This window comes from Leifsonia sp. Leaf336, from assembly GCF_001423695.1.
GTDB lineage: Bacteria > Actinomycetota > Actinomycetes > Actinomycetales > Microbacteriaceae > Leifsonia.
The window spans coordinates 745,786-768,093 of record NZ_LMOZ01000001.1 but is presented as its reverse complement, the minus strand read 5'-3'; the positions used below and the strand labels follow the sequence as shown (position 1 = coordinate 768,093).

The following is a 22,308-nucleotide window of genomic DNA, read 5'->3' as shown; positions in this document are numbered from 1 at the left end:
ATGAACTCAGGGTTTGAGTTCATGGAGTCATCGCGTCCTTCAAATGCGCGAATCGCTGCCCACTTCGACAGGAAAGGAGCCGAATGATCCAAAACGATTATCCGCCCCACAACTGAAACCGAACGCGTCATACATGGTGAAAACGACCGCATCGGCGGCGCTGTTTACAGCCGCTACCAGCCTCGCACCCCGATCGAATCACGGATAAGAACTATGATTGACGGATGCTCGACTGGCTCTTCATGACCCTTCAATGATTCATAGCTCTCGATTTCGGGGGCTTCCTAAACGGGCGTCCCGCGATTCCAACCAGGCGACTGAATGAGTCTCTCGTCCTCTTCTCGGCGACGACAGCGCTCAAGCAGAACAGCTGCGTGCGCTGGCTCAGCGAGGAAGTCCCGAAACTCAGACTCATTAAGCCTGTAGTACTCCTCATAATCGACGATCCCGTTAGACACCGGGATAGAGAGATAGAACGTTCCGTCGCCCAATTCTTGCCCGAGTGAGAACCTGTGCTCAGCCGAGACATATTGGTCCAGAAAATTCATCTGCCCACTCCAATCGCTTGTAGAGGTGATTTCGGCTCGAGCGAGACCGTAGACGTCGATACGGCCACTGGCGCCCCGGTCGGAAGTCTGCCTCCCGGGAGCCACTTGTTGTCTGCGCCCACATCATTCCGGAGGGTATCCTGAAGCCTCGAGCCGCTAAGGATTGCAACGAACGCTGTCTGCGGAACATGCGTACGAGCCCTTTGAGAGCGTGTCGAACGCCGGTCGTCGCTACAAGTTCGCCTATTCGAGGACGAACTTCATGGCCACTCGATCTGTGTCCACACTGATAGTCCACTGGCTGCTATCGAATGCCTCGATCACGACAGCAGGTTGGCCTTGAGTCGCAGGTGCATCAGGCATGAATCCGGCCAGATCGCAATCGATTACCTGATGTATCTCCTCGGCAAGGGTTGCAAGTTCTTCGTCTGTCAGTCGAATTCCTTTTCCTGCCGATGCAGCGATTCTTGACTCCAGTTCGAGCACGTCGAGCGAGGACGTGCTTTCGGTCGTTACGTCGAGGATTTTCACCACCCATTCGAGCTTTGACTTCGGCTTGATCGAACCAAGGATGTCGCTGAGAGTGATCAGATCATCACCGCGGAACATTGAGAAAGTGGCGTTTACGAGGTCGCTCATTCTCCTGGCTCTGCCCTTCTGCGATTTGGCGTACCCCCGCTAGGTTGGACGCCACACGTGTTGGTGAGGCACGGGATGACCCGATAGGCGTCCATGGTCCGTGAAGTCAATCGCTCGAATCGGCTGTCCATTGTGGCCGAACCCTCTTGCCTGCGGTGCCCGGCGGCCACTCGTCGACTAAAGGGATAGAAGCACTCACATATACTTCATTTTGAATGATCGAGTCTTGAGCTGAACGCCACGCAAAGTTACTCGTGAGGCTCACCGCAGCCACGATTGACCACACGGAGTCTTCGCAGGCCGAACCCCGCGAGCGACTCAGCAGAAAACACAAGACCCACAGTCATAAACCTCCGTCAGTTGCGCACGTAGCTGAGGAGTCACGGGGATCGGAACCAATTGGTACTTCGACCTCATGCCCGCTGTCTGGGTCCTGAGCGATGACGGTCCACGCTGAAGGCGTCACCTGACGGATACGGCGCGCCAACTCGAAACCACGAACAAAATGATCAGCCGGAAGAGGGCCGCCTTCCTGTGGATCATCGTCGTTGTAGGTGGCGTTGTACGCCTCGGACCATTCGCGCAGATCCTGGACCAGTTCATTGCTGAAGCCGAGCGCGCTTCCGTCCGTGTCTTCCATAACGCCCTGACCAGTGACCCACACAGGATCGCAAAAGAACTCGGCGGAGATTCGCAACCGCAGAGGCAATTCCGAACTCAGTTCAGCGTTCGCCAGTGATGTCATCTTTCTAGTTTCCAAACTTGCTTGTCGGATTAGCTCCGACGATGTACCCATTCTTCGAAACAGTGATCGCGATATCAACGATTCTGCCGTCCAATTCGACTCGGTACACCGGACGCCCCGTCCCGGAACCCTGGTGACCCACGACTTTATTCTCCTGGATTGCCTTCTTCACTAGAGCGGCAATTTCATGTTTGGCTATGCCCTTCTTGGCGAAGTCGTCTGCATGCTCAAGCACGTGCGCGAGACCAGCGCCGCCCCGATTGGCGGCTGTCGCTCTTCCCTCGTCGTACCACACGACTCTGTCCCCCGGCGCTTCCCAGATATCAAGTACCTTGGTGACGTCGATCTTGACTCCGGCCGCCAGGAGTTGGTCAGTGAGAGCCTGTTGCGCGCGGGTAAGACCTATCAGCGCCTCCGCACTACCCGCTTTGGTTAGCTGGTCGCCTCCGCGGCTGAGCTTCGCGGCGGCTGGGCCCGGGATGAACAGGCTTGCCGCTTCGTCGACAGTTCTGGCCGGATCGAGTGCGCTGGTGGCTTTGCGTGGGTCGGTGATGATGGGTGGTTTGACGCGCCCGGGCAATTTGGCGGCCTTCGCGAGCGGGCGAGCTGCTTTGGCGGCGACGGCCCCGGGCAGGAGTGCGCCGGCGATCTCCCCGCTGATCTCCCCGATCACGAACGGGTTCCCGGCCGCGACCTGGCCCAACGTTGTTGTGAGTTGGTTCCACAGGGCATTGCGGGCGTCATTGCGGTCGTAGATCAGGTCGAGGAGGCCGTCGTGGGTGTCTTTAACACTGAACTCCGCGGCCGCGCGGACGACCCCGCCCACCCCGGCGCCGACTCCAGCCCAGAATTGGCTGTCCCAGTTCCCGGAAGCCGCACGGGGCTGGACGACGTTCACGTCATACCACTGCCCGATCGCGTCCGCGGCCATGCCGACGAGATTGAAGTCGTTGCCGGTCGTGGCGATCGAGACGTGATTGATCGCGTTGTTGATCCCGCCCACCAGCAGCATTCCGCCCGCGGCGGTCAGGCTGAGGGAGAACCCGGCCGTGAATGGGGTCAGACCCAACCCGATCACGGTTACCACGGCGCCGGCGAGGATCTGCAAGCCGTCCCAAATCAGATCCGTCAACGCCTGCTCACGCCGCGCCGCCTCGACATCCTGGGCGTACTTGTCGAACATGTCCAGCCAGCCCTCGGTCGCCCGCTGCTGGTTGTCTTGGCAGTACTGACTCATCCCTTCCACCAGTTCGCCCAACGGCACCAGTTCCGCCTGGAAGCTGCCCGGCAGATAAGACCGGCCCCGACCGACGTCGACCGACCCGACCCGGTTGACGATTCCGCCCAGTCGGGAGATCAGCTCCTGAACCTGAGCGAACCCGGGATCAGAGCCCTCGTACGCCTCCCACGTCTCCAACTGCGTTTTCGCGATCAGGTGCATCCGCTGCAGGTCATCCACGGTCCGCTCCACCGCGCCAGCACCCGCAGACCCCAACGACACCAGGCGGGAGGCGTCCGCGGAGATCTGCCGCAACTGGGAACCGATACCCCGCAACTGGCGCATCCCGGCGTCCAACTGGAACACATGCGTCTCATGCTCATCCCGCACCAGATGGAAATTCCCATCCGCATCCACCTGCCGGTACCCCGCCCAATACACCCCCACCGCGGTCTGGAACGTCGACAGACCCAACAGGAGGCACTGCAGAACCGGAACATGCACCTCACGGATATAGGCGCGCATCCCATCGGCGCCCTCGCCGGTGATGTTCCCCGACTCCGCCAACGCATGCAGACCTTGGGTCAGCTTGTCCACCGCGTCCATCCGCTCGGCCAATCCCTGCTGCAACCCCGGTGCCGACCCCTGCCACGCATCAGCAGAGAACTCCACCACCCTCACCGTTTCGCGTCCTCACGGTCCTGGACCTCGATCTGCACGCCAAAACGGGCGAACTCCTCGGTGTCCTTCTTCGCCAGCTGGCCGTAATTCCCTATCAGCGCGGATAACTCCTGGAAGATCTCCGACACCGTGCTCGCACCGGGGACCCTCAACGGCTCCCCACGGGTCCACGCGTCCTTGATCTCGGCGACACCCGACGTCAACTCGGAAACCTTCCGCGACTCCTGGTGGAAGCCTTCCTTGATACCTCTCGTAGCCAACGACTACCTCCCTCTTCGTATGGCTCGATCAATTCAGCGCGATCAAGTAGGCCTCAGCCGACAGCAGCGGGTGCTCAAGCGGATTGATCGAGCCCGCCAAAGCACGCTGCTTGCTCTTGCAATCACCGATTGCGTCTCCGATTTCCGAACTGATCCGCGCATGACTAGACCGCGCCTCATCGAAGACGGTCTTGAACGCAACACGCCTCTGACCGGCCCAATGACCAGCGCCGGCGTCCTCGAGCCGTTGGACGTCGACCTCGCCGACCGCGTCACGTACCCGCTCCAGCCGGTGAACGACACCCTCCAACTCACGGATCTGCGCCAGAATCCGCTGCTCATGCATCGTCGTCGTCCATCAAGTCACGGACCGAAGCGAACGGGTCGTCCCCCGACACCGGCCGAGACTCGACTGCCATCGGCATAGAATCCGAAGCTGCAGAACCCTGCTCGCCTTGCTGGCGGAACCGCAAATATGCGTTGTTCAGGATTTCCAGCGCAAGCTCATTGTCGTCGTCTGCGTAGCCTTCGAACACTACTCGATGAATATCGCTCTGATTGAAATACGCGATGTTCGAGTCGATCATGCCCTCCGGGTAAAGGAACGCCCCGTAGTCGAAGAAGTCGTCTTCCACGATCGAAGCCCGAGAGACGATCAAGAGCTTCTTCACCGACCCCCTCAGAAGCACGACACTCCCCAGTGGGAGGAAGCCGTGCCTCTCCTCCTGTTCTGCTTCTTCTGCCTGCTTCAGCCGCTCCACTGTCATGTCCGTCTTCCTCTATTGCGTAGTTCTTTGAATGGGTCTTTCGGATCGCTGGCTAAGCGCTCGGGGAGCTCGCCCGAGGGCTTGGTGGCAGCTAGCACCTGTTCGCCTGACGTCGATGGATCCAGGACCAGCGCCGGTTCTGACATCGGCGGCCGCGGCGCTGTGGGCGTCCGGGCGTTCTCGAGTTGCTTCTGCGTGAACGGCGCATCCGCGGCGTCCTCGTACCCACGATGGACAACGTCGCCGATCTGCGTCTGCGTGAACACGATCTCTCGGACACCCGCGCCAGACCCGTGCGGATGCCGCATCCCCTTGTAGCCAGCCAGGTATCCGTTCGCCTGCTGTTGGAATCCCCGCGCGATGATGACGTAAACGCCCTCGTGGTCGGTGACCCGCACGGCCGTCCCGAGCGGAAGCAGCTGCGGAGACTCACTCATTTCGCTCCTCCCCTCAGCCGAGGAAGCTTGACCCTCTCGAACGCGCTCCCGCCGCGGAGCACGAAGAACGGCTCATCCACCCGCGGCTCGGGCTCGTCTGATCTCCCCACGGTCTTCACCAAGGCGCTGTCGTATGCTCGCGCGCCGACCAGGCCCGTGAACTTGAGATCCCTGATCAGCTTCGGCACCTCATCAAGCGACCTCGCCACGTAGTCATGGCGGCTGAAGACCATGAAGTCCAGCCCGGCTTTGGGCGCGTTTTTCACGGCAAGCGCGAATTCGTTCGCTTTGAGGCCCGTCTTGCTGATGAAGTCAGGCAGGTTCGCGATCACCAGCACCATGGGAGCGCCCTCGGCCTTCTGCTTGCTCAAGGCGACATAGGCGACGATGCCAGCGACGACTTCGCCAGCGTCGCCCTTCTCCGCGACGTAGCTGAAGTTCGCGGGAAGGGGGGTTGTATCGAGGGTCTCTGCGAAAGTCTCGTCGAAATCGACCACCATGAACTCCGATTTCAGGTTGGCACCTTGCGTGAAAATGAGCTCTTGGAACAAGGCCTCCTGTTCGTCGTCACGCGCGGCGAACATGAACAAGGGCTGCGACCGGGGAAGAAAACCGACTGCCTCCGTCGTCGCCATCGACAGCCCGAATGCTGTGCCCCGGAGTTCCTCCACACGGGCCACCGACTCGAACGCCCGGAACGCGTCGATACTGAGGTCCTGCGGCACCATGGGGATCCGTTTGGGGCGCTCGCCCGTCCACCCCGCGTCGAGCGCGGCGACTTGCTGCTCGAGCGCCGCGAGCGTCCCGGAGCTGTCGTCGCCGGAGGCGGGGAGGTAGAACTGGATCGCAGTCGGCCCTTCGACCAGGAGCTGACCCCGGCCTGGGATGTCGGCCTGCTGCAACCGCTCCCTCCCCATCAGCTGCGCCAAATCGCTCTCTTCGTTGACGTACAGGCAGAGCTTGGTCGAGATGTTGCTCAGCATGTTCATTCGCACGCCGCCGACGCGGCTGGCACTCATCACAAGGAAGACGCCCAGTGCGGAACCCTCTCGCAGCACCTGCAGAAGGAGCGAGTCGATCGCGTCCTTGCGACGGTCGTTCGTCGTCAGGTTGTCATAGCCGTCGAGCACGTTCAGAACGACGGGCAGGTGGCCGCCGGTCTTCGTCGCGAACTGTTCCAGGTTTGCGACACCGGCGTCCTTGAACAGCTGCTTGCGGGTGGCCAGGACGTCCGCGACGGCATCCATCATCTTGCTGAGCTTCTCGGCCTCCTCCAGTGTCACGATGTCCGCGACGTTCGGCAGGTCTCTCAGCGGCAGGAGGCCGTTGTTGCCGAAATCGATGAGATTGACGTGAAGCCGCTCGGGAGTGCAGACCGTGGCGAGGTTCAATACGAGCGTCTGCAGCACCGTCGACTTGCCGTAGCCCGGGCTGCCGAACACCACTGTGTGGCCGGCATTCAGCAGGTCGAAGTCGTACTGCTCCTGCGCTTGTCGGCTGGGCACGTCGAGCATGCCCAGCGGAGCGCTAACGCCAGTACTCGTGGCGGGATCAGGAGTCGACATTCGCGCGGGCAGGTTCGGCAGCCATGGTTTGTCCGGCGTCGTCAGTGCGTCGTCGCTGTGGAAGATGTGCGCGATGGTGTCGATGACCGCTTCCAGCTGCGAAGGGAGATCGCTCGTGTCTTTGCCCTGCTCGACTTCCTCGTCGGGGTCGTAGAAGAGCTCGTACTGGCCCAGCTCATTGATCTTGTAGATCCGCTCGTCGACCTTCTCGGTGACCTGGGCGTCCGGGTCGTAGGGCACACCGGCATAGCCGCTCTGAAAGAGCTCGTAGACCTCGTTCTGACCGACCTTCAGGTAGCCGCGACCGGGGTTCGTGATGTGCGCCGCGTCGGTGGTTTTCAGCAACTCGTTCGAGTCCTGTTCGCCTGCCATCTTCAGCGCGATCTTCGAGGTCGAGTTCGCCTCGATCTGGTCGTTCACCACGCCGCTCGGCTTCTGCGTCGCCAAGATCAGATGTACGCCGAGGCTTCGGCCGATACGCGCAACCGAAGTGAGCTCGTCGAGGAACTCGGGCACGTTGGCCTTCAGCTCGGCGAACTCGTCCGACACGAGCACCAGGTGCGGAAGCGGCTTCGTCGGGTACTTCACGTCGGGCTTCGGGTCGTGCCGCTGCTTGTACAGGGTCATGTACGCGTTGATGCTGTTGACGCCGTAGACCGCGAACTCCCGCTGACGCTTGTTGAGCTCTGCCTTGATGCTCGCCAACGCTCGGGCGGTGCCGGCACCGTCGAGGTTCGTGATTGCGCCCATGAAATGAGGCAGCCGGTCGAGCGTGTTGGCGATGCCACCGCCCTTCCAGTCGATGATGAGCATGCCGACGTCTTCGGGCGAGAAGTTGATCGCGAGCCCGATGAGGTACGTCGTCAGGAACTCCGACTTGCCGGAACCCGTCGTGCCGCCCACCAGCGCGTGCGGCCCGTGGGCGCGCTCGTGCAGGTCCCAGAACACGTGATCGGACTTGCCGCGCCACCCGATCAGCGACGCGATGGACTTGTTCGGCTCGGCGTGCGCCCAGCGCTCAGCGATCCGGAGTTCATCGACGGACTTCACCTCGTACTGTTCCAGCAGGCTCAGCGCCTCCGGTACCGCGTTCTTCTCGACCTCCAGATGATTCAGGTTCGAGAGCTTGCGGAGGGAGTGCTCCAGATCTTGCGGCAAAGAGTACGGCGTGAACGGCGTCGCCACGTACACGTCGTCATTCGTGACGAGTTCGCCTTTCACCTGGTGCGGCGCCTGGATGAGCGCCGTCACCGTCTCGGGCAGCAGCTTCGCGTCTTCGGTGCACCAAATCACCGTCACACCCAGGTCGCTCATGTCTTCAGCGAGCAACTCGTTGATGCCGTGACCGGCCAAGTAGCGGTCCTCGGAGATGATGAACACGTAGTGCGGCGCGAACTGCAACTTCTGCGCACCGGCATCCTTCAGAGCCTGCTTGCGCTTCTGGAGCAGCCGATAGAAGCCGTTCAGCACCACGTCACGCAGCTTGTCGCTGTGGACCAGACCGCGCATGTTCAACTCGTGCAGCTTGAAATGCGGCAGCAGACGCCACGCGCTCCACGTCGCCGAATACGACTCACGTGAAAGCAGGCTGATGAAGTTCACATCACGGTACGAGTGGAAGAACGCCACCTGGAACAGCAACGTCTGGAGGCACTGCGAAACGACGCCGGGAGGGCCGACTAGGCCGAGGGTCTGCCCCGCCAGTCCGATGGGAGTCGGCGCATCACGCTGAGTGCGGAATCGAGCCGCCAGGTCTGAAACCTGCTGCGCCTCGACGCTCGAATCCTTCTCTGCCACCCCGGAGGACACCTTGACCGCCGAGGGACGATCTGACGATCCCAGCGAGATGTGCAGGAAGTCCTTGTTGAAACGCTGACGCTCGTAGATCCTGGGGTCATACCGCTCGACCATCGCCGCGAGTTCATTCGGGCTCGGCTGCTGATACCGCAGCACCGTGCGCTCGTGCTCGTGCGCTCTGGCGACTCCGGCCACGGTTCGTACGAGGTAGTTGGTGTAATCCTCCTCGGCTTTGATGGCAGCGGTCTTCGCTCCCCTCATCTCCGTGATGTATTGCGACACGGTGAAAGACGCCGTCAGTAGGGTGGCGAGCCCCATACCGAGCATCATCGCCGGGTTGCTGCCGATGACCATCGTCGTCACGCCGGAGGCCGCGATCATGAAGAACGGCGGCACGATCATCCGCATGAGCCGGTTCTTCGGCTTCGCGCCGGGCTTGTCGGGACCCTGGAGCGTGAACTCGGCCTCCTCGACCTCCAGGTTCAGCTTCGGAGACCTCCGGTAATCGGGAAAGTCCGCCGGGAACTCACGCTCCGGCAGTTGGACCAGCACCTTCGCGTGATCGAACTCGACGTCGGAACCGAACGTGGTGATCTTGAGCTGCCTCGGCCGCTTCTCGAGGATGTAGCCAGCGGTCAGCACGACCGTTCCGACCGCGAGATCACAGATCTGGCGCCCGGTGACCGCGACGTCATCGACGTACACCATCCGGCCTCGTGCTTCGACGACGAGCGAGTCCTCCCGCACGATCAGCAGTGGCGAGCCCGCGGCACGGATGCCGGCGTCGGGCACATCGCCGATCACGAGGCCACTGCTCGCCTCCGTCACGAAACACTCGGTGCGAGCGTCCGCTGCGGACACAACCACGCACTCGAGAGCGCCGACGACACTTCGCCCGACGCCGATCAACTCTCCGTCGACATACAGCGCATCGTTGATCACGCTGAACTTATGGCCGTCATGGTCGACGAAGGGGTGCTCTTCGGTGAGGGACAGTCTGATGGCTCTGTGTCCATCGACGACGTACACGAGGAACAGCAGCCGACTCGAATGGAGCCGGGAGTCGAGACCCACACGATGAACACTCGGACGCTGTTCCGTCTCGAACACGGTCATTTCGCGGCCGCCATGTCGCTCGTGCCCTCGAGCTCGGCAGTCAGATCATCGATGGCTTTTGCGTACTCGTCCAGGAGTTTCTGCTTCTCACCGCCGGCCATCTGGGAGTTCAGCTTCGTGGACTGATACAGGTCGGTGTAGGCGAGCAACGTGAGTTGGTCGTCACCAAGGTTCTGCGCGTAGTCGAGGGCCTGCTCGAACTCGCCGCGACCGATCGCGACCCAGTAGTTCAGGGTCACATCGTCGGACTTCTGGGAAATGTTGTTGAGAATCGCCTGCTTCTGCGCGCCCGTGAGATCGTCGAGGTTGATGCTCGACACCGCGAGCACGTACTTCGCGGACGCAGGCAAGGACGTGGCGGGATAGCCTTCCAGCTCCGTCATCGTGCCGCCGTAGTCGTTCGCGAGGAAGCGCGACTGCGCGGCGACCACCGCATCCTGCAACCGGCTGTGACTCGCCGTCTGCCAGGCGAACACGCCGGCCACAACCGCGCCGGTGACGCCGAGCACGCCGAGCACCCGGTAGCCGGAATACCGGCGCTTCGGAACGCTGACCTTGCGCGCTGCGACTTCTGCCTGCTCAGCTTTCACCTGCGCATCGATGTACGCGAACAGCTCGTCTGCCGTCGCCGTCTTCCGCACCGCGATCGAGAACCTGTCCTGGAGTGCCGGTGCGCCATCGAGGATCTGCTCGAAGGCGATCTTCGGGCGAAAGATGTGCAGCACCATCGCCTGGAGCGACCTGAAGAAGTGGGTTTCATCGAACGTCATCGGAGCGAGCATGCCCTGGAGGCCGCAATGCACGACCCGAAGCAGCCCGCCGTTGAGATAGACGTTGCCGGGATGGATCACCGGCACACGGAAGCCGTCGCGGTAGCCGGCACACGCCACGAGCTTCTGGGCCAGCGACAGTCGATCGAGCCGAGTCTTGGCCTGGTCGACAGCGTTCCGGAAACTCGTTTCGCCCTCGGCGAGACGATACGTGATTCGCAGCCCGGTATCGGTTTCGTGCGCGTCGACGTATCGAGAGATCACGTCGAGACACGAACCGTCGAAGCCGTTCTTGTCGACGCTCGCGCGAAGGCTGCCTGGTTTCGTTTCGAGCTCGAGAACCGTTCCATCCAAGTCAATATGCATTGCTGCCTTACGTCACAATCTGTAGGCGATCGCCGTTGCCGATCCCGAAAGAGGAAATGAAGTCGTACCCGCTCACTGCAAGGGCTTTGTCCTCGAGCACGAACGAGAAGTCATCGGGCAGCACCATCCCTTTCGCGGCGAACGCCTCTCGGATCAACTGCCTCAGACGGTGGAACCTGATCGCCCCCGGTACGAGGAGATCGATCTGCCGCTGCGTGTACACAAGCGTGATCTCGATCACGATGCTGCCCGTCTCCTTCTGGCCCAGAACCGTCCGAGCCCTATGCCAGCGATGAGCATCAGCGGCACCGCGAGGACCGCTACGACGCCCAACAAGGCGGAGGACTCCTCGCCCTCACGCTGCTTCGAAGCGATCCCGCTGGAGGAATAGTTCTCGAACAGAGCCGCTCGCACCGACTGGTACTGGTCTCCCGATGGCTTGGGCGCGGCGAAGTCCAGCTCCCGGACGCCGGTCAGCCGCTCGGCCGACGCTTCTCGCCGCTCGTCGATCCGGACATAGAGACGCTCCGAGAACAGACTGCCGCGTATCGGAAAGTCTCCAGCAGAGCCCGCCCCGACGGAGTCGTTGACGAGGACGGTGGCGTTGAGGCGCAGCTTGCCCGCATCGTCAGAGTCGTCGGCCACGGCCGCGATCGCAGGTGCACCCGCCGCCATGACGACGGCGAGCGCACCTGCAGCCGCCCCGTGGCCGAGGACGCGTCGCTTTGAACGCCTCGGCCCGGGTGCCTTGCCCGTCCTCTGATCAGAAGCCGAAGCTCTGCGCATCCTGCGCGTCGCGCTCGGCGATGGTGTCGGCGTACTTGTCGAGCTGCTGGTTGATGTTCACCAGCAGCTCTTCGAACTTCTTCACGCTCTCGTGCAACTGGTTGTACTGCTCGAGGTAAGCCTGGAACGCCTGCCCCTTCCACTGCTCTGCAATGGTCGAGTTCATCTGGTTCACCTTCTGGATTGCCTGCTCGATCTCTTCCTTCGAGCGGGTGTAGACCTGAGCCTGCTGCTTCAGTTCTTCCGGTGTAACGCTGATCTGACCCATGTAAAGTCCCCTATTCGAAACGTAATGCACTACCGCGGATACGGAGTATTTCTCCATGACCGTATCGGCGGCATTCGCCAGGTGTCAAATTTCAGATCTGAGATGATTCAGGGCTATGCGAGAGGGATGCGGGCAACGACCCGACGGCGAGAACCCTGGGTGCGCTCGACGAGCGCGAGCTCGGTGAGGGAGGTGTGCTCACCGGGGGCGAGTGCTTCCGCGCGCTGGTCGGAGGCATGCGGACGATAGCCGTTCCGGATGTGCCGGTGGTCGGCGATGACCGCGCCGGCGGCCTCCAGAGCGTTCACGGAGGCGCGGTGCAGCGTGAGAAGGTCCGGAGACGGGCGCACCAGCGTGACCGGCACCGTCCGCCGGTGACCGAACGACGCGCGCGCCCCCGCGACGACCGGAAGGCGCGGTCCACGCGGCAACAGCGCAGCGATCGCCTCCGCGTCGAGCTCGGAGCGGAACGGCGGAACGATCGTAATGTGCAGGGGCCATTCCCCCGCCCCGAACTGGTCCGGGACGACGACGTCGCCGCCGCGCTCCGGCAGGAACGCGACGACGACGTACGAATGGTCGGTCGTGACCGCTACTTCTTACCCTGGGCGGCGACCGCGGCGGCGCCGGCGGCAGCGGCCTCCGGGTCGAGGTATACAGCGGGCTCGATCGGCGCGAACGTCTCGTCGAGCTTGTAGACCAGCGGGATGCCGGTGGGGATGTTGAGCTCGGCGATCTCGTCGTCCGAGATGCCGTCGAGGTGCTTCACCAGGGCGCGAAGCGAGTTTCCGTGCGCCGTGACGAGCACGGTCTTGCCCTCGGCGAGGCTGGTCGTGATGTCGGACTCCCAGTAGGGCAGCATGCGCGCGATGACGTCCTTGAGGCACTCGGTGCGCGGGAGGTCGTCGCCGAGATCGGCGTAACGCGGGTCGTGGGCCTGTGACCACTGGCTGTCGTCGGGCAAAGGCGGCGGGGGCACGTCGAACGACCGGCGCCAGAGCTGGAACTGCTCGGGCCCGTACTTCTCGAGGGTCTCGGCCTTGTCGAGGCCCTGGAGGGCACCGTAGTGGCGCTCGTTGAGGCGCCACGACCGCTCGACGGGGATCCAGAGACGGTCGGCCACGTCGAGCGCGTAATTCGCAGTCTGGATGGCGCGCGTGAGGACCGACGTGTAGAGGATGTCGGGCTCGAGGCCCGACTCGGCCAGCAGCTCGCCGGCGCGCTTGGCCTCGGCGACGCCCTGCTCGCTGAGCCGGACGTCGACCCAGCCGGTGAACAGGTTCTGCTGGTTCCACTCGCTGTTGCCGTGGCGGAGAAGGATCAGAGTATAGGGAGCGGCCATGCGATTAATCTTGTCATATGCCGTCCACGTCCTCCCGCGCCGTCGGCGCGGTCACTCGCGGCACGACCAATACGAACCGGCTGCGGCGCGTGGACCGCTGGATCGCCTCCCTGCCCGTGCTGCGTCGGACGGGCGACCCCCTGGTCGTCGACCTCGGCTACGGCGCGAGCGGAGTGACGGCGTTCGAACTCCAGCACCGGCTGGCGCGCGTCCGCCACGACGTGGAGGTGCTCGGGCTCGAGATCGATCCGGGGCGGGTGCGGACCGCGCTGGTCCAGCTCGAGTCTGTGCGCGCGGGCAGCACCGGATTCGATCCGCGGGCGCGAGTGGGTTTCCGCGTCGGCGGATTCGAGGTGCCATTGCCCGAGGGGCGGCACGCCGCCGTCATCCGGGCCTTCAACGTGCTCCGGCAGTACGACGAGTCGGAGGTCGACGCCGCCTGGAGCCGGATGCTCGGCCGCCTGCAGCTGGGCGGTGCGCTCATCGAGGGCACGTGCGACGAGATAGGCCGGGTCTCCAGCTGGGTCACCCTCGACGCGACCGGACCGCAGACGCTGTCGATCTCGCTGCGCCTCCGCGGGCTGGACGCGCCGAGCGTCGTGGCCGAGCGGCTGCCCAAGGCGCTCATCCACCGCAATGTGCCGGGGGAACGCGTGCACGTGTACCTCCAGGACCTCGACCGCCTCTGGCGCGTCCACGCACCGCTCGCCGCCTACGGCCCCAAGCAGCGCTGGATCGCGCTGGCCCAGGGTATGCGGGACGCCGGCTGGCCCATCGTGGGAGACCGCTCCCGCTGGCGACTGGGCGAGCTCACCGTTGCGTGGGATGCCGTCGCACCGGTGTAGCCGGCGAAGGCGTCAGGCGCGCGGGTTGCGGGTGACGGCACCCAGCCGCGGCAGGTGGGGCACGTGGGCCTCCGCTCCCGCCTCGGGAGGCACCACGACCTCCTGCGCCGCCGCGACGAGGCTGCCGTCGGCCTCGACCGTCAGCGTGGCCGTGGCGTCGGTGCCACGTTTGACGACCGCGAGCGCGATCGGCCCGAGCTCGTAGTGCAGCGCCGATGAGGTGACCGTTCCGACGACCCGGCCGTCGAGCGTGACCTCGGCACCGGCCACGGGATGCACGCCCTCCGACCCGTCGAGGTGGAGCATCACGAGGCGCCGCGGCGGGTGGCCGAGGTTGTGAACCTTCGCGACCGTCTCCTGCCCGCGGTAGCAGCCCTTGGTCAGGTGCACCGCGGTGCGGAGCCAGTCGAGCTCGTGCGGGATGGTGCGCTCGTCCACCTCGGTGGCGAACCGGGGCCGCCAGGCGGCGATCCGGAGGGCGTCGGCAGCGAGCGTGCCGGCGACGGCGAGCTCGCCCGACTCGACCCGCGACACGATGGAGGCCAGAGCCTCCCGGGGCACGAGGCGCTCGCTCCAGCTCCAGCCGGCGCCGGGATGCTCGCCGGTGGCGTACTGGTGGCCTCCCGGCGCCACCGCGTGCCAGGGGTCGTGCCACACCAGCGGCACGCCGTGGGGCGCGGCGAGCGGCAGCGGCGGTTCGCCGAGCGTGCCGATCGTCGCGAGGGACTCGGTGTGGTCGGCGAGCTCGACGCGGAGCATGAACCGCATCGAGTCGAGCCAGGAGAGGAGGCCCGCGGCCTCGGGGCGGTCGACGAGGAGCCACAGCGCCGTGCCGTCTTCGATCAGCCGGACGGCGTGCTCCACGCGACCGGTGACGTCGAGCAGCAGCGTCTCGGACGACTCCCCGGGCTGGAGGCCGAGCAGCGACTGGCTGGTCAGCGAGTTGAGCCAGCTCAACCGATCCGGACCGGTGATCGAGAGGACCGCGCGATCCGACAGGTCGACGATCGCTCCGCCGTCGACGAGGGCGCGCTGCTCCGCGAGAGGGCTGCCGTAGTGGGACGGCACTCCGCTCTGCGCTGTGTCGACGGCGCCGGGGAGGGCGAGGAAGGGCGAGACGGACACGTCAGTCGACCTTGGCGAGCCGGGCCGACGCGTGCGTGCGGAGGTCTTGGCCCAGCGCCGCGATGTCCCAGGCCCAGAGCAGGTGCCCCTCGACGAGTCCGTAGAGGCGCGTCGCCGCGCTGTACTCCTTGGCGCCGGCGGTGCGTACGACGGCGTCGGTCGCCAGGTCGATGCGCGGGCCGTTCACCTGGCCGATGTAGAGCTCGCTCACGCCGTCGGGATGGATGATCGCGACGTCGATGTCGAAGCCGCCGCTGGAGGAGCGGAGCGTCTCGACGGCCTGCGGCGTGCCGAAGGGCCGTGCGCCCTGGCCGGGCAGCATCGCCGGACCGGGGTCGCCCTCCACCAGAGTGCGGCTGAGCCGCCAATAGCCGGTCTCGGCCGCGAGCGGGGTGCGGTTCTCGTCGAGCACCCACGACGTGGACGAGTAGTTGAGGTACGCCTCGCCGTCTTGGCTGAAGCTGATGCGCTGGCCGAACTCCAGCTGGGTGTGCTCCTCCTCGCCGACGGCGTAGTCGACGACACCGGTGCCCTCCCAGACCCCGATCAGCCAGGAGAGCGGAACGAGTTCGGCCGGAAGGTCGGTGGGGAGCTCGATCATGCCTAGCGCTGGCCGCGGAAGAGGTTGTAGACGACCACGCCGGAGACACCGAGGATGGCGAGGGTGGCCAGACCCAGCAGGCCGATGAAGAAGAGTTCGAGAGCGACGAGCATACGGCCAGTCTAGTCAGTGCCCGAGCGTGATGAGGCCGAGGATGCCGCCGATGACGCCGAGGATGACGAAGCTTCCGGTGAGGGTGGTCGCGAGCCGGTTGACGAACCCGTCCTTCTGCTGCGTCGCGAGCTGGACTCCGAACGAGGCGATCACGCACACGCCGAGGGCGAGCGAGATCCACGACGCGTACTGGAGGGGGTGCGACAGCAGCGCGATCAGGACGCCGAGCACGAGCGCGAGCGCCCAGACCGCGCCGACGCTCCAGGCGACGGCGGCGCGCGGCAGCGGCTCAGGAGGTGGTCCTGCGGCTGCGGCCGGGCCCAGCGGCCCCGGGTCCTGCGGCCCCGGTTCCTGCGGTGTGTCGCTCATCCCACCATTGTGCCCTGAGGTCGCGAGGCGCGCCTCCCCTCCCCCGCGGGATGCCTCGCGGCTGCGTGCGATCCTCTGCGGTCCGGCGGTGCAAGCGTTTCCGGTAGCATTACGGCACGAAGAGGGCGAGGAGGAACTGGGTGGCGCAGTTGTTGATCCTCACGTCTGCGCCAGAAGCAGAGGTGCTTCCCGCCCTCGGCCTCCTCAGCCACCGCACCCGTCAGATCCCCGCAGAACCGGCATCGCTGGTCAACGCTCCCGCGTGCGACCTGATCTTCGTCGACGCCCGGCGCGATCTCGCCAGCGCCAAGTCGCTGTGCAAGATCCTCACGACGACCGGCATCACGGTCCCGCTGCTGCTGGTGCTCACCGAGGGCGGCCTCACGGCCGTGAGCGCGGATTGGGGCGTGAACGACGTTGTCCTCGACAGCGCCGGCCCGGCGGAGGTCGACGCGCGTATCCGGCTGGCGATCGGGCGGCAGGGCCAGGACCACTCGCAGTCGAAGATCCAGGCGTCGGGCGTCACGATCGACGAGGCCAGCTATTCGGCGAAGGCGCACGGACGCCAGCTCGACCTCACCTTCAAGGAGTTCGAGCTGCTTCGGTTCTTCGCGACCCACCCGTCGCGGGTGTTCACGCGCGAGCAGCTGCTGAGCGAGGTGTGGGGCTACGACTACTTCGGCGGCACGCGCACGGTCGACGTCCACGTACGCCGGCTGCGCGCGAAGCTCGGCGACCTGGAGTCGCTCATCGGGACCGTGCGCAACGTCGGCTACCGCTTCAACGTCTATGAGGACGAGAACGACCGCCTGCCGTCCTCCGTGCACCCCTGATCGTTCTGCACAACCCGCCGTGACGGGCGTTTGTCCACAGTTAACCGAGACTCGTGCCGCTCGCCGCGCGACCGGTGCCATGATGGTGGGCATGGACGGCGAGCGCACCACACTGGAGAACGGCCTACTCGACAACGGGCTGAGCGGCAGCCTGGGCAGCGACTTCGACGACGACTTCGCCCCGTTCATCTACGAGCCCGACCCGACGCTCCCCGACGACCGTTACCTCGACCGCGAGGTCAGCTGGCTGGCGTTCAACCAGCGTGTGCTCGAGCTGGCGGAGGACCCGCTGCTGCCCGTCCTGGAACGCGCCAACTTCCTCGCGATCTTCGCCAGCAATCTCGATGAGTTCTTCATGGTCCGCGTCGCGGGACTCAAGCGCCGCATCGCCACCGGTCTCGCGGTGCCTACGAATGTCGGCCGCGCCCCGCAGGACGTGCTGGCCGACATCTCCGACAAGGCGCACGAGCTCCAGGTCCGGCATGCCAAGGCCTACCGCGAGCTTGTGCTGCCCGCGCTCGAGGACGCCGGCATCACCGTCTCGTCGTGGGACGAACTCGACGAGGCCGACAGGGCGCAGATGCGTGAGGTCTTCTCGCAGCAGATCTTCCCGGTGCTGATGCCGCTCGCCGTCGACCCGGCGCACCCGTTCCCATACATCTCCGGGCTGTCGCTCAACCTCTCGGTGCGTGTACGCAACTCGCGCTCGGGCAAGGAACAGTTCGCCCGCCTCAAGGTGCCGCAGATGCTGCCGCGGTTCGTGCGCATCGACGCACGCGAGGGTCTCGGGCAGGTGCGGTTCCTGCGGCTGGAGGACCTCATCGCCAACCACCTGGGCGACCTCTTCCCCGGCATGGAGATCCTCGACCACCACGTCTTCCGCGTCACGCGCAATGAAGACGTCGAGATCGACGAGGACGAGACCGAGAACCTCATCCAGGCTCTGGAGCGCGAGCTCCTACGGCGCCGTTTCGGTCCGCCGATCCGGCTCGAGGTCACCGACGACATGGACGACGTGACTCTGGGTCTGCTGGTGCGCGAGCTCGACGTGACCGAGCAGGAGGTCTACCGCCTTCCTGCGCCGCTCGACCTCGGAGGCCTGTTCGACCTCGCGCGGATCGATCGGCCCGACCTCCACTACCCCAATCACGTGCCCACCACGGCGCCGCAGCTCATGCCGAGCGAGCCGAATGCGAAGCCCGACGTCTTCGCCGCGGTCGCGCGCCAGGACATCCTGCTGCACCACCCGTACGAGTCGTTCGCGACGAGCGTGCAGGCCTTCCTCGAGCAGGCGGCGGCCGACCCTCACGTGCTCGCCATCAAGCAGACGCTCTACCGCACATCCGGCGACAGCCCCATCGTGGAGGCGCTGATCGACGCGGCGGAGGCCGGCAAGCAGGTCCTGGCCCTGGTCGAGATCAAGGCACGGTTCGACGAGCAGAACAACATCTCGTGGGCGCGCAAGCTCGAGAAGGCCGGCGTCCATGTCGTGTACGGGCTGGTCGGGCTCAAGACGCACTGCAAGCTCGCGCTGGTCATCCGCGAAGAGAAGGGCGTGCTCAAGCACTACAGCCACATCGGCACGGGCAACTACAACCCGAAGACCTCGCGGATCTACGAAGACCTCGGCCTGCTGACCGCGGACGACCAGGTCGGAAAAGACCTCACCCGCCTCTTCAACGAGCTGTCCGGGTATGCGATCGAGAAGAAATTCAAGCGCCTCCTCGTCGCGCCGCTGCACCTGCGCAAGGGTCTCCTGAAGCGCATCGACACCGAGGCGGCCAACGCGGCGGCCGGGCGCCCCTCCGGCATCCGGATCAAGCTCAACTCCATCGTCGATGAGGCGATCATCGACGCGCTGTACCGTGCGAGCCAGGCCGGTGTGCCCGTCGAGCTGTGGGTACGCGGCATCTGCGGTCTCGTGCCGGGGCGCGAGGGGTTGTCCGAGAACATCCGGGTCCGCTCCGTGCTGGGCCGTTATCTGGAGCACTCCCGCGTCTTCTCGTTCGTGAACGACGGCGACCCGCATGTCTACATCGGCAGCGCCGACATGATGCACCGCAACCTCGACCGCCGGGTGGAGGCGTTGGTGCGGCTGGCAGACCCCGACCACCTCGCCGAGCTCGGTCGCCTGTTCGACCTGGCGTTCGACGAGCGCACCGCCGCGTGGACGCTCGCCGAGGACGGCGTGTGGACCCGGCACCACCTCGACGAGAACGGCGCACCCCTCACCGACCTCCAGACCAAATTGCAGCAGCAGGCCAGCCACCGTCCCCGCAGCACCCGTACGGGAACGAGGCGGTGAGCCTCGCCATCTACGCCGCGGGCGCCCTGTGCTGGCGCATCGTGGACGACAAGCTCGTCATGCTCGTGGTGCACCGCACCAAGTACGGCGATGTCACGATCCCCAAGGGCAAGGTCGACCCGGGCGAGACGCTCCCGCAGACGGCCGTGCGCGAGATCCAGGAGGAGACCGGCCTGGCCGTCACGCTGGGCGTCCCGCTGGGCATCTCGACGTACCCGCTGGCCTCCGGCCGCGAGAAGATCGTGCACTTCTGGGCCGCGGAGGTCACCGATCAGGCGATCGCGCAGTCGACGTTCGTGCCCAATTCCGAGATCGCGGCGATCGAATGGGTCACCCTCAAGAAGGCGCGCGGCTACCTCACGTACGATCGCGACGTCGAGATCCTCGACGCCTTCGAAGCACTCGTGAAGCAAGGCATCACCTCCACCTTCGCCCTCATCGCCCTTCGTCACGGCAAGGCGGTGCCGCGTGGCGGCTGGGACGGCCCCGACGCGGCGCGCCCGCTCACCGACCGCGGCGTCAAGCAGGCGGCCGGCGACGTGCCGACCCTGCGCGCTTGGCGGCCGCGACGCATCATCACCAGTGACGCGGTGCGCTGCATCGCCACGGTCGCCCCGCTGGCCGCCGCGACCGGCGTCAAACCGCGTCGTGAAGCCGGAATCAGCCAGGACGCCTACGAGGAGGGCAGGGGTGATATCCGCAGGGTCGTCGGCAAGCGCGTCCGCTCCCGCAAGACCGCCGTGCTCTGCAGCCACGGGCCGGTGCTACCTGAGATCCTCCGGGAGATCGCCCTCGCCACCGGCACCATGCCCGGCGGATACCTCAACGATGCAGCCGACCTCGACACCGGGGGATTCTCGATCGTCCACCTCTCGGCGACCAACCCGGCGTCGGGCATCGTCTCGATCGAGACCTACGCGCCGGCGGTGGCCTGACACCAGACATCAGGGCGAAAAAATTTCAATTTGAGATTGTCGCGTGAAGAACGCTACATTCGGGAGGCCGCGTCAATCGACGCGGCCAATCCGTTGTAAGGGAATCATGATCTCAATCACGCGCACCCGACTGGCCGCCTCGGCCGTCGCCGCCGCCGTCATCGTCTCCGGGGGCCTTCTCGCAGCAGCTCCCGCCAGTGCCGCCACAGGCACCCTGACGCTCGCGAACTCCACTTTCACCGCGGGTGACTGGGGCACCGGTCTCGACGTCTCGGGCACCGGCTTCACGGCCGACGCGGTCGTGACCATCACCGTCACCAACACCGAGGACTCGAGCGTTCTCGACACCCACGACGTCACCGCCGATGCCACCGGCGCCTTCGCCGACGAGGTCTTCACTCCCGCGGCCGACCTGGTGCTGCCTGCCGACGGCGCCGACATCGCCGTCAGCGCCACCTCCGACGCGGGCGACGCCTCGAACACCATCGCGCTCGACGTCCGCGCCCCGAAGGGCATCGAGGCCAACACGACAACGGTTTCCACCGACGACCTGACCGACCCGAACGTGGGCGTCCAGATCGTCGCGTCGGGCTACACGCCGGGCGAGACCGTGACGGTGTCCGCCGTCTACAACGGCACCGAGATGTCCGACATCACCTTCATCGCCGATCGGAGCGGCACGGTCTTCGCGCAGCTCTACCTCGACGGCAGCGCCCAAGCCGGACAGATCGAGTTCACCTTCACGGGCGTGACCTCGGGTGTGGTCAACTCCATCACCATCACCGTCACCGGTGACGTCATCGACGGCCCCGCGCCCACGCCGGCCCCGGCTGGCCCGAGCCAGACCGGTCCGGCCGGCACGGGCGAGAACCTGCCCGTGGTGAGCGGCTGACGCCAGAGACGGGGTGGATGCGATGCATCCACCCCGCCGTCGTCGCAGCCCATCATGAAGCAGCCATCACTCCCCACGTCGCGCCGCGCCACCTCGCGCCGGATCATGTCGCGCGTCGCCACAGCACGTGCCGGCGCCCTCGGCATCGCAGTCGTCTGTGCACTCACCGCCTGCACACCGAACGCTTCCGAAGCCCCACGCACGCCGACACCCGTCTCGACGGCGTCAGCGGAGGCAGGGCCTCCGCTCCCCGCCGAACTCACTCCGTCCGCGATCGCCGCGCTTCCCGCCGCCGACTATAAGGCGGTCATCCCCGGACTCCTGCCGGAGCCGGATGAGCCGCGGTTCACTACGGCCAAGACGGTCGCATTCGACACCCCCGTCTACGGTGGCGACTTCACCACGCCGATCGCTCGGGTGCTCGCGACGGACTTCCTCGGCAAGCCGACGGTCGTCGTTCCGGTCGCCACGAAGGGTGACTGGTCGATGGTCCTCACAGCGAGCCGCAGCGTACTTCCCTCGCAGGTCGCCGACGGCACGACCGCGCCCGCCCAGACGGCGGCGTGGATGCCCTCCGCCGCACTGAAACCGCTCGGCGCCCTCACTCACCGCATCGTCGTTTCGGCCTCCGCCCAGACCCTCACGATCACCGACGCGGACGGGAAGGGCGCCGTGAGCTTCGCCGTCGGAGTGGGCACCGCGGACACACCCACGCCCACCGGCACCACCGGATACCTCCAGGCACGGTACCTCGATCCGAAACAGGGCCAGACGACCCATCGCATCCAGTTGACCTCACTGCACGCCACCGGGTCCGACGAGCCGTTCGGCGGGTCGGACGGCGGACTCATCGGAGTGCATTACCAGGACGTCGCCTCCGGCGCGGTGTCGCACGGGTGCATCCGCTTGGGCCGTGAGGCTATCGAGGCAGTCGACCGACTTCCGCTGGGCACCCCGATCAGCATCGTGGAATGATCGGTGGG

General features: G+C 65.3%; 23 protein-coding genes. 6 read left to right on the top strand and 17 right to left on the bottom strand.

Annotation, left to right across the window (positions count from 1 at the left end):
• Nucleotides 1–791 precede the first annotated feature (791 nt).
• From ASF88_RS20270 to ASF88_RS03690, 14 genes are all read right to left on the bottom strand, one after another.
• A complete protein-coding gene (locus ASF88_RS20270) occupies nucleotides 792–1,187 on the bottom strand; it encodes a hypothetical protein (RefSeq protein WP_157498199.1) in 396 nt (131 codons plus the stop codon).
• Between the two features lie 343 nt (nucleotides 1,188–1,530).
• Nucleotides 1,531–1,932, bottom strand: coding sequence for a hypothetical protein (locus tag ASF88_RS20265; protein ID WP_157498197.1), 402 nt, complete (start codon nucleotides 1,930–1,932; stop codon nucleotides 1,531–1,533).
• Nucleotides 1,933–1,936: 4 nt separating this feature from the next.
• Nucleotides 1,937–3,826 carry a T7SS effector LXG polymorphic toxin gene (locus ASF88_RS03745; protein WP_055914394.1) on the bottom strand — a complete coding sequence of 630 codons (1,890 nt, stop codon included), beginning with the start codon at nucleotides 3,824–3,826 and terminating at the stop codon, nucleotides 1,937–1,939.
• A gap of 2 nt (nucleotides 3,827–3,828) precedes the next feature.
• Complete coding sequence (locus ASF88_RS03740; RefSeq protein ID WP_157498195.1) at nucleotides 3,829–4,035, bottom strand: hypothetical protein; 207 nt, start codon at nucleotides 4,033–4,035, stop codon at nucleotides 3,829–3,831.
• 85 nt (nucleotides 4,036–4,120) lie between these two features.
• Nucleotides 4,121–4,438, bottom strand: coding sequence for a hypothetical protein (locus tag ASF88_RS03735; protein ID WP_055914388.1), 318 nt, complete (start codon nucleotides 4,436–4,438; stop codon nucleotides 4,121–4,123).
• The gene (locus ASF88_RS03730) at nucleotides 4,431–4,859 is read right to left on the bottom strand and encodes a DUF4176 domain-containing protein (protein WP_055914385.1); all 429 of its coding nucleotides are present in this window, start codon (nucleotides 4,857–4,859) and stop codon (nucleotides 4,431–4,433) included. Before ASF88_RS03730 ends, ASF88_RS03735 begins: the two co-directional genes overlap by 8 nt.
• Complete coding sequence (locus ASF88_RS03725; RefSeq protein ID WP_055914380.1) at nucleotides 4,856–5,296, bottom strand: DUF4176 domain-containing protein; 441 nt, start codon at nucleotides 5,294–5,296, stop codon at nucleotides 4,856–4,858. The genes ASF88_RS03730 and ASF88_RS03725 overlap by 4 nt, the downstream gene beginning before the upstream one ends.
• Nucleotides 5,293–9,774, bottom strand: a complete 4,482-nt coding sequence (gene essC / locus ASF88_RS03720) for a type VII secretion protein EssC (protein WP_055914377.1) — start codon at nucleotides 9,772–9,774, stop codon at nucleotides 5,293–5,295. The genes ASF88_RS03725 and essC overlap by 4 nt, the downstream gene beginning before the upstream one ends.
• Entirely contained in the window at nucleotides 9,771–10,898 is a 1,128-nt protein-coding gene (gene essB, locus ASF88_RS03715; protein WP_055914373.1) for a type VII secretion protein EssB, read from the bottom strand. Before essB ends, essC begins: the two co-directional genes overlap by 4 nt.
• Before the next feature lie 19 nt (nucleotides 10,899–10,917).
• A complete protein-coding gene (locus ASF88_RS03710; RefSeq protein WP_055914370.1) occupies nucleotides 10,918–11,151 on the bottom strand; it encodes a hypothetical protein in 234 nt (77 codons plus the stop codon).
• Nucleotides 11,148–11,555 (bottom strand): hypothetical protein, encoded by a 408-nt coding sequence (locus ASF88_RS03705; RefSeq protein WP_157498193.1) that lies wholly within the window; start codon nucleotides 11,553–11,555, stop codon nucleotides 11,148–11,150. Before ASF88_RS03705 ends, ASF88_RS03710 begins: the two co-directional genes overlap by 4 nt.
• A 118-nt stretch (nucleotides 11,556–11,673) precedes the next feature.
• A complete protein-coding gene (locus ASF88_RS03700) occupies nucleotides 11,674–11,964 on the bottom strand; it encodes a WXG100 family type VII secretion target (RefSeq protein ID WP_055914364.1) in 291 nt (96 codons plus the stop codon).
• A 113-nt stretch (nucleotides 11,965–12,077) separates the two neighbouring features.
• Nucleotides 12,078–12,518: a 2'-5' RNA ligase family protein gene (locus ASF88_RS03695; RefSeq protein WP_055914362.1), complete on the bottom strand. Its 441-nt coding sequence runs from the start codon at nucleotides 12,516–12,518 to the stop codon at nucleotides 12,078–12,080.
• 38 nt (nucleotides 12,519–12,556) lie between these two features.
• The gene (locus ASF88_RS03690) at nucleotides 12,557–13,306 is read right to left on the bottom strand and encodes a phosphoglyceromutase (RefSeq protein WP_055914359.1); all 750 of its coding nucleotides are present in this window, start codon (nucleotides 13,304–13,306) and stop codon (nucleotides 12,557–12,559) included.
• A gap of 17 nt (nucleotides 13,307–13,323) precedes the next feature.
• Here ASF88_RS03690 and ASF88_RS03685 point away from each other — a divergent pair, with 17 nt between their 5' ends.
• Nucleotides 13,324–14,151, top strand: a complete 828-nt coding sequence (locus ASF88_RS03685; protein ID WP_055914356.1) for a hypothetical protein — start codon at nucleotides 13,324–13,326, stop codon at nucleotides 14,149–14,151.
• Between the two features lie 12 nt (nucleotides 14,152–14,163).
• Here ASF88_RS03685 and ygfZ read toward each other — a convergent pair whose 3' ends face one another.
• The 3 genes from ygfZ to ASF88_RS03670 all read right to left on the bottom strand — a co-directional run bounded on the left by ygfZ (nucleotide 14,164) and on the right by ASF88_RS03670 (nucleotide 16,360).
• The gene (gene ygfZ / locus ASF88_RS03680) at nucleotides 14,164–15,276 is read right to left on the bottom strand and encodes a CAF17-like 4Fe-4S cluster assembly/insertion protein YgfZ (RefSeq protein ID WP_055914353.1); all 1,113 of its coding nucleotides are present in this window, start codon (nucleotides 15,274–15,276) and stop codon (nucleotides 14,164–14,166) included.
• A gap of 1 nt (nucleotide 15,277) precedes the next feature.
• On the bottom strand, nucleotides 15,278–15,877 hold the full coding sequence (locus tag ASF88_RS03675) for an FABP family protein (RefSeq protein ID WP_055914350.1): 600 nt from the start codon (nucleotides 15,875–15,877) through the stop codon (nucleotides 15,278–15,280).
• A gap of 126 nt (nucleotides 15,878–16,003) precedes the next feature.
• Entirely contained in the window at nucleotides 16,004–16,360 is a 357-nt protein-coding gene (locus ASF88_RS03670; protein ID WP_055914347.1) for a hypothetical protein, read from the bottom strand.
• A gap of 140 nt (nucleotides 16,361–16,500) precedes the next feature.
• Here ASF88_RS03670 and ASF88_RS03665 point away from each other — a divergent pair, with 140 nt between their 5' ends.
• The 5 genes from ASF88_RS03665 (at nucleotide 16,501) to ASF88_RS03645 (ending at nucleotide 22,300) form a co-directional block, all read left to right on the top strand.
• Nucleotides 16,501–17,193 (top strand): response regulator transcription factor, encoded by a 693-nt coding sequence (locus ASF88_RS03665; protein ID WP_055914344.1) that lies wholly within the window; start codon nucleotides 16,501–16,503, stop codon nucleotides 17,191–17,193.
• A 91-nt stretch (nucleotides 17,194–17,284) separates the two neighbouring features.
• Nucleotides 17,285–19,498 carry an RNA degradosome polyphosphate kinase gene (locus tag ASF88_RS03660; protein ID WP_055916630.1) on the top strand — a complete coding sequence of 738 codons (2,214 nt, stop codon included), beginning with the start codon at nucleotides 17,285–17,287 and terminating at the stop codon, nucleotides 19,496–19,498.
• Nucleotides 19,495–20,433: an NUDIX hydrolase gene (locus ASF88_RS03655; protein WP_055914334.1), complete on the top strand. Its 939-nt coding sequence runs from the start codon at nucleotides 19,495–19,497 to the stop codon at nucleotides 20,431–20,433. The genes ASF88_RS03660 and ASF88_RS03655 overlap by 4 nt, the downstream gene beginning before the upstream one ends.
• A 106-nt stretch (nucleotides 20,434–20,539) precedes the next feature.
• A complete protein-coding gene (locus ASF88_RS03650) occupies nucleotides 20,540–21,325 on the top strand; it encodes a hypothetical protein (protein WP_055914331.1) in 786 nt (261 codons plus the stop codon).
• A gap of 54 nt (nucleotides 21,326–21,379) precedes the next feature.
• Nucleotides 21,380–22,300 (top strand): L,D-transpeptidase, encoded by a 921-nt coding sequence (locus ASF88_RS03645; RefSeq protein WP_055914328.1) that lies wholly within the window; start codon nucleotides 21,380–21,382, stop codon nucleotides 22,298–22,300.
• Nucleotides 22,301–22,308 lie beyond the last annotated feature (8 nt).

Coding starts and splice junctions, on each gene's coding strand:
- ASF88_RS20270 (WP_157498199.1), bottom strand. CDS start 1,187: ATGAGCGACCTCGTAAACGCCACTTTCTCAATGTTCCGCGGTGATGAT.
- ASF88_RS20265 (WP_157498197.1), bottom strand. CDS start 1,932: ATGACATCACTGGCGAACGCTGAACTGAGTTCGGAATTGCCTCTGCGG.
- ASF88_RS03735 (WP_055914388.1), bottom strand. CDS start 4,438: ATGCATGAGCAGCGGATTCTGGCGCAGATCCGTGAGTTGGAGGGTGTC.
- ASF88_RS03730 (WP_055914385.1), bottom strand. CDS start 4,859: ATGACAGTGGAGCGGCTGAAGCAGGCAGAAGAAGCAGAACAGGAGGAG.
- ASF88_RS03725 (WP_055914380.1), bottom strand. CDS start 5,296: ATGAGTGAGTCTCCGCAGCTGCTTCCGCTCGGGACGGCCGTGCGGGTC.
- essC (WP_055914377.1), bottom strand. CDS start 9,774: ATGACCGTGTTCGAGACGGAACAGCGTCCGAGTGTTCATCGTGTGGGT.
- ASF88_RS03700 (WP_055914364.1), bottom strand. CDS start 11,964: ATGGGTCAGATCAGCGTTACACCGGAAGAACTGAAGCAGCAGGCTCAG.
- ASF88_RS03690 (WP_055914359.1), bottom strand. CDS start 13,306: ATGGCCGCTCCCTATACTCTGATCCTTCTCCGCCACGGCAACAGCGAG.
- ASF88_RS03685 (WP_055914356.1), top strand. CDS start 13,324: ATGCCGTCCACGTCCTCCCGCGCCGTCGGCGCGGTCACTCGCGGCACG.
- ASF88_RS03675 (WP_055914350.1), bottom strand. CDS start 15,877: ATGATCGAGCTCCCCACCGACCTTCCGGCCGAACTCGTTCCGCTCTCC.
- ASF88_RS03670 (WP_055914347.1), bottom strand. CDS start 16,360: ATGAGCGACACACCGCAGGAACCGGGGCCGCAGGACCCGGGGCCGCTG.
- ASF88_RS03660 (WP_055916630.1), top strand. CDS start 17,285: ATGGACGGCGAGCGCACCACACTGGAGAACGGCCTACTCGACAACGGG.
- ASF88_RS03650 (WP_055914331.1), top strand. CDS start 20,540: ATGATCTCAATCACGCGCACCCGACTGGCCGCCTCGGCCGTCGCCGCC.
- ASF88_RS03645 (WP_055914328.1), top strand. CDS start 21,380: ATGAAGCAGCCATCACTCCCCACGTCGCGCCGCGCCACCTCGCGCCGG.